Below are 5600 nucleotides of genomic sequence, written 5' to 3'. Positions count from 1 at the left end.
TTCCTTCCTCGCCGGCGCGCTGTTGCTGGCGCTGGGCCTCGCGCCGCAGCTGATGCCGCTGCCGCCGGGCGGGCTGCCGGCCCACATGGTCCAGCACCTGCTGATTGGCATGTATGCGCCGATCGGCCTAGTGCTTGGTGCGCCGGTGACTCTGCTGCTGAGGTCGGTGCCGCGCCGTTGCGGCAGGGTGATCGGAAGGGTGCTGCGCTCACACCCGGCCCATCTGGTGGCCAACCCCGTGACTGCGCTGGTACTCACCCTCGGCGGGCTGGCGGGGCTGTACTTCACGCCGCTCTACAGCCTCGCGGCGGACACCCCGCTGCTGCACCACGCCGTCCACCTGCACTTCCTAGCCGCCGGCTGCCTCTTCGCCTGGGTGATCGCCGGGCCGGACCCGGCACCGCGCAGGCCCTCCGTGCCGGCGCGGCTGGTGGTGCTGGGCGTCGCCATCGCCGGCCATGCGGTCCTGTCCCAGTTGCTCTACGCGGGGCTGTTCGTCCAGGTCCCGGCGCCGGCCGCCGAGCTGAGGCTTGCCGGCGAACTGATGTATTACGGCGGAGACGTTGCCGAGCTGCTGCTGGCCTTCGCGCTGGTGTCGACGTGGCGGCCCCGGCGCATGCCGCTGGCCAGCCGGCCGATTCCCGTCCACGACGCTGAACCGCGTCGCGGCGAACCGGCCGCACCAAGCTCCCGCGGGACCGGACCCCGCGCCCCCGAGGCGGGCCCGGCGTCGTTATGGGGGGGGGGCTTGAAGATACGCAAAAGCCCGCCGCCCCGGAAGGGGACGGCGGGCTTCAAGCAGTGAAGGCGAAGAACTACTTCTTCTCTTCGGCAGCATCCTCGGCGGACTCGGCCGACGGAGCGGACTCTGCGGACTCGGGAGAGTCAGCGGAATCGCCGGACTGCGCCGACTCGGGCGATTCAGCGGACTCGGCCGAAGCGGTCTCTTCCTCGACCGGAGCCGGGGCAGCCTTGGCCGTGGCCTTCTCGGCCTCGTTCACGACGGCCTGCTTCGGGGACACCGGCTCCATCACCAGTTCGATGACGGCCATGGGGGCGTTGTCGCCCTTGCGGTTGCCGATCTTGGTGATGCGGGTGTAGCCGCCGTCGCGGTTGGTCATCACCGGCGCGATGTCGGTGAACAGCTCGTGCACGATGCCCTTGTTGCTGATCACTGCCAGCACGCGGCGGCGCGAGGCCAGGTCGCCGCGCTTGGCGAACGTGATCAGGCGCTCGGCGAACGGGCGCAGGCGCTTGGCCTTGGTGACCGTGGTGGTGATCCGCTTGTGCTCGAAGAGCGCGGCGGACAGGTTGGCGAGCATCAGGCGCTCGTGGGCAGGACCGCCTCCGAGGCGCGGACCCTTAGCGGGGGTAGGCATTATGTTTTCTCCTCAATGGTGCCGCTGTGCGCTCCCGAGCGCCGTGGCGGCAGAATTCTTGCGTTTTAGAGTTCGTCCTCGAAGGTTTCGTCCTCGTCGATGGCTGCGGCGCGGGCAGCCAGATCGAACCCAGGGGGCGAATCCTTCAGCGACAGACCCAGTTCCACCAGCTTTGCCTTGACCTCGTCGATGGACTTGGCACCGAAGTTGCGGATGTCCATCAGGTCGGCCTCGGAGCGGGCTACGAGTTCACCCACGGTGTGGATGCCCTCACGCTTAAGGCAGTTGTAGGAACGGACGGTCAGTTCCAGGTCCTCGATCGGCAGGGCCATGTCGGCAGCCAGGGCGGCGTCCGTGGGGCTCGGGCCAATCTCGATGCCTTCGGCGGCGGTGTTCAACTCGCGGGCCAGGCCGAACAGTTCAACCAGGGTGGTTCCGGCAGAGGCGACGGCGTCGCGCGGTGCAATGGAGGCCTTGGTTTCGACGTCGACGATCAGGCGGTCGAAGTCGGTGCGCTGCTCAACACGGGTTGCCTCAACCTTGAAGGTCACCTTCAGCACCGGCGAGTAGATGGAGTCGACCGGGATGCGGCCGATCTCCTGGTCGCCGGACTTGTTCTGGGCTGCCGACACGTAGCCACGGCCGCGTTCGATGGTCAGTTCGAGTTCGAACTTGCCCTTCTCGTTCAGCGTGGCGATGTGCAGGTCCGGGTTGTGGAACTCCACGCCGGCCGGCGGCGCGATGTCCGCGGCGGTGACGACACCGGGTCCCTGCTTGCGCAGGTAGGCAACCACGGGCTCGTCGTGCTCGGAGGAGACAGCCAGGTTCTTGATGTTCAGGATGATCTCGGTGACATCTTCCTTCACACCCGGCACGGTGGTGAACTCATGCAGCACGCCGTCGATGCGGATGCTGGTGACGGCAGCCCCCGGAATCGAGGACAGCAGCGTGCGGCGGAGGGAGTTTCCGAGGGTGTAGCCAAAGCCCGGCTCCAGCGGTTCGATGACGAACCGGGAGCGGTTATCGGCCACTACTTCTTCAGTAAGGGTGGGGCGCTGTGCAATGAGCACTTAGATTTCCTTTCAGCGAGCATCCGCTATATGACGCAGCACGAATTGGTGGAAAAGGGCGGCTGGTCAGCCTCCAGCGTGGAACTTTCGGCCGCCGACAGACTCTCCCGCAAAAGTGGGAGGAATCTGTGCGGCGGCCAAAAGTATCCTTGGGCTGTTTAGACGCGGCGGCGCTTCGGCGGACGGCAACCGTTGTGCGCGCTGGGGGTGACGTCCTGGATGGAGCCAACCTCGAGGCCAGCGGCCTGCAGCGAACGGATTGCGGTCTCGCGTCCCGACCCCGGGCCCTTCACGAAGACGTCGACCTTCTTCAGGCCGTGCTCCTGGGCACGCTTGGCGGCCGATTCGGCAGCCATCTGCGCGGCGAACGGGGTGGACTTGCGGGAGCCCTTGAAGCCAACCTCGCCGGCCGAGGCCCACGAGATGACGGCACCGGTCGGATCCGTGATGGACACGATGGTGTTGTTGAAGGTGCTCTTGATGTGCGCCTGGCCCAGCGCGATGTTCTTCTTGTCCTTGCGACGCGGCTTGCGTACCGCTCCACGAGTCTTGGGGGGCATTGCTTCTCCTACAAAGTTGGTTGGTAGCTATCTGACCGGCTGGGAATCAGCGGGTCTTCTTCTTACCGGCGACGGTGCGCTTCGGGCCCTTGCGGGTGCGAGCGTTGGTCTTGGTGCGCTGTCCGCGGACGGGCAGGCCACGGCGGTGGCGGATGCCTTCGTAGCTGCCGATCTCAACCTTGCGGCGGATGTCGGCTGCAACTTCGCGGCGGAGGTCGCCTTCTACCTTGTAGTTGCCCTCGATGAAGTCACGCAGCTGCACGAGCTCAGCGTCGGTGAGGTCCTTGACGCGGGTTTCCGGGCTGATGCCGGTCTCCGCGATAACCTGCTCTGCACGGGTCTTACCCACGCCGTAGATGTAAGTCAGGGCGATAATTACCCGCTTTTCGCGGGGAATATCTACGCCAGCGAGACGAGCCATAGTGGCGGTTCTCCTTGTTGTATCCGGAGGTCTGAAGCAGCGCGGCCCCGTTGTTCGGGTCCCCGGCCTCCGTGCCGGGGGTGTGCAGGTTGCCCTGCTGCGCTGCCTTTATCTTGAGTTACTACGCGTGGGCGTGCTGCCCCTGCTTGAAGCAGGAGTCTTAGCCCTGGCGCTGCTTGTGGCGCGGGTTCTCGCAGATCACAATGACGTTGCCCTTGCGACGAATCACCTGGCACTTGTCACAAATCCGCTTGACGCTCGGCTGGACCTTCATGGTTTTCCTTTGCGTTGTTAGCTGATGCTGCCTTGTAACTACTTACGGTTCTCCGCAGTTGCCTGCGGCATAAGCCTTTACTTGTAGCGGTAGACGATACGGCCCCGTGAGAGGTCGTACGGGCTGAGTTCCACCACAACGCGGTCCTCGGGGAGGATCCTGATGTAGTGCTGACGCATCTTTCCCGAGATATGAGCCAGCACAACGTGCCCGTTGGTCAACTCAACGCGGAACATCGCATTGGGCAGAGCCTCCTGCACAGTGCCTTCAATCTCAATGACACCGTCTTTCTTAGCCATATCCTCCGCTAACGTCAGTAACCATCGCCGGAGCGGTGGCTAGTTTTAGGGTTTCGCTTGCCGCTACACTCCCACTGAGCCGTACGTTCCGGCAGGCTTTCGCGGGCGCCATGCACCCGAAGATGGGCATGAAGGTAGAGACAACCAACAGACAACTGTACTCCGGAAGCCGGATAAAGTTAAATCCGGGTAAGGGTCGGGGACGCGGGCGGCAGACTTCAGCCGAGGTGCGGATACTTCTCCAGTACGACGCCGGCCGCCGCCACCCGTTCGGCACTCACCACGGCGTCCCAAATGGCCGCGGTGACCGCTTCCGCGGCCAGCACGTGCAGTTCCGCCCGGGGGTCGATGGGCCCGTCCTGCACCAGCTGCTGCGCACCGGTGGCCAGGGCGAAGACCACGTCCCCGTCCATCAGGGTGTGCGACGGGCTAACCGCCCGGGCCAGCCCGGCATGCGCGGCCGATGCCGTCCGCTTGGTCTGCGCCGGATCCAACACGGCGTTGGTGGCGACCACGCACAGGGTGGTGTTCAGCGGCCCGGCCGCCGGTGAGCCGGTTCCTCCCGGTGCTCCTGGTGCCTCTGGAACTCCTGCCGCGCCGGGTGTGCCAAGCGGTTCTTCTGCTTGCGCCGCGGGCGAGGCTCCTCTGGTCCCGCGGAACGGATTGCCGGCGGCATTGGCCACCGCGAGCGCGCCGACCACGATTCCCTCGTTCGCGCCGCCCATGCGCAGCGAGGCGGTCCCCACTCCGCCCTTGTACTGCTGGAAGCCCATCGCAGCCCCGGTGCCGGCGCCCGCATTACCCCGCTGCACTACACCAAAGTCCTCCATCGCGCCGGCGGAGGCAGCGGCGTCGTACCCCATCTGCTCATCAGGCCGCGCCCTGATGTCCCCGCCGCGGCCCAGGTCGTAAAGGGCAGCGGCCGGAACGATCGGCACCACCGCATTCTGGGTGCGGAAGCCGCGCCCCTGCTCCTCCAGCCAGCGCTGCGCGCCGTGCGCGGCCACCAACCCGAAGGCGCTGCCCCCGGCGAGCACCACGGCATCCACCGTGGGCACCAGCGTGGTGGGATCGAGCGCGTCGGTCTCGTGCGTGGCCGGCCCGCCCCCGCGGACATCCACTGCGCCGACCGTCCCGGCCGGCGGCAGCACCACGGTGACGCCGGTGAGCCAACCGTCGCCGATCTTCTGGACCTGGCCCACGCGGATGCCGGGCACGTCGGTAATGGAAGAAGCCATGGCCTCATCCTCGCCCGGAGGATGGGGATGGGCAAGGATGAGGTGCAGCGGTAAGCACGCCCGCAGTTCCCCCTGCCCACCGGTCCGCTGCGGGTTCCGAAACTGTCGTACCCGGCTAATAGCCTGTTCTTAGTAGTTCAGCAGCATCGTTGGCCATCGGGGCGGGGGCCCGGCGGCGTCTGTGGACCTTGTTCCATGACCTCTCGTAGTCGTTGCCGTGCCGCGGGCACGCCGAAGATTGAGACGCCGACATGTTTGATCCGGCCGGACCCGAGCCACCAGCAGCACCCGAAGCAGCCGAGGCACGCGAAGCAGCGCGCGGAGCGCGGCCTGCGCACGCCGAACGCGGTGGCCCGGTC

8 protein-coding genes are annotated in these 5600 nt (G+C 66.3%); 1 reads left to right on the top strand and 7 read right to left on the bottom strand.

Going from position 1 to position 5600, the window contains the following annotated elements:
- Positions 1-805 (top strand): cytochrome c oxidase assembly protein (locus AC5RUJ_RS10000; protein ID WP_494155815.1); only part of this gene is annotated, 805 nt, incomplete at its 5' end.
- Positions 806-815: 10 nt separating this feature from the next.
- Here AC5RUJ_RS10000 and rplQ read toward each other — a convergent pair.
- The 7 genes from rplQ to AC5RUJ_RS09965 all read right to left on the bottom strand — a co-directional run bounded on the left by rplQ (position 816) and on the right by AC5RUJ_RS09965 (position 5241).
- Positions 816-1379 carry a 50S ribosomal protein L17 gene (gene rplQ / locus AC5RUJ_RS09995; RefSeq protein ID WP_494128398.1) on the bottom strand — a complete coding sequence of 188 codons (564 nt, stop codon included), beginning with the start codon at positions 1377-1379 and terminating at the stop codon, positions 816-818.
- 65 nt (positions 1380-1444) lie between these two features.
- Positions 1445-2449, bottom strand: a complete 1005-nt coding sequence (locus AC5RUJ_RS09990; protein ID WP_493979200.1) for a DNA-directed RNA polymerase subunit alpha — start codon at positions 2447-2449, stop codon at positions 1445-1447.
- Positions 2450-2607: 158 nt separating this feature from the next.
- A complete protein-coding gene (gene rpsK, locus AC5RUJ_RS09985) occupies positions 2608-3009 on the bottom strand; it encodes a 30S ribosomal protein S11 (RefSeq protein WP_005267760.1) in 402 nt (133 codons plus the stop codon).
- 46 nt (positions 3010-3055) lie between these two features.
- Positions 3056-3430, bottom strand: a complete 375-nt coding sequence (gene rpsM, locus AC5RUJ_RS09980) for a 30S ribosomal protein S13 (protein ID WP_493979201.1) — start codon at positions 3428-3430, stop codon at positions 3056-3058.
- 160 nt (positions 3431-3590) lie between these two features.
- Complete coding sequence (rpmJ, locus tag AC5RUJ_RS09975; RefSeq protein WP_005267758.1) at positions 3591-3704, bottom strand: 50S ribosomal protein L36; 114 nt, start codon at positions 3702-3704, stop codon at positions 3591-3593.
- A 77-nt stretch (positions 3705-3781) separates the two neighbouring features.
- Positions 3782-4003, bottom strand: a complete 222-nt coding sequence (infA, locus tag AC5RUJ_RS09970; protein WP_005267757.1) for a translation initiation factor IF-1 — start codon at positions 4001-4003, stop codon at positions 3782-3784.
- A 218-nt stretch (positions 4004-4221) separates the two neighbouring features.
- Entirely contained in the window at positions 4222-5241 is a 1020-nt protein-coding gene (locus tag AC5RUJ_RS09965; RefSeq protein ID WP_494128399.1) for a P1 family peptidase, read from the bottom strand.
- Positions 5242-5600 lie beyond the last annotated feature (359 nt).

The organism is Arthrobacter sp. Y3223164 (assembly GCF_059091005.1).
Note: the sequence above shows the minus strand (reverse complement) of the source record. Positions and strands in the feature narration are given on the sequence as shown.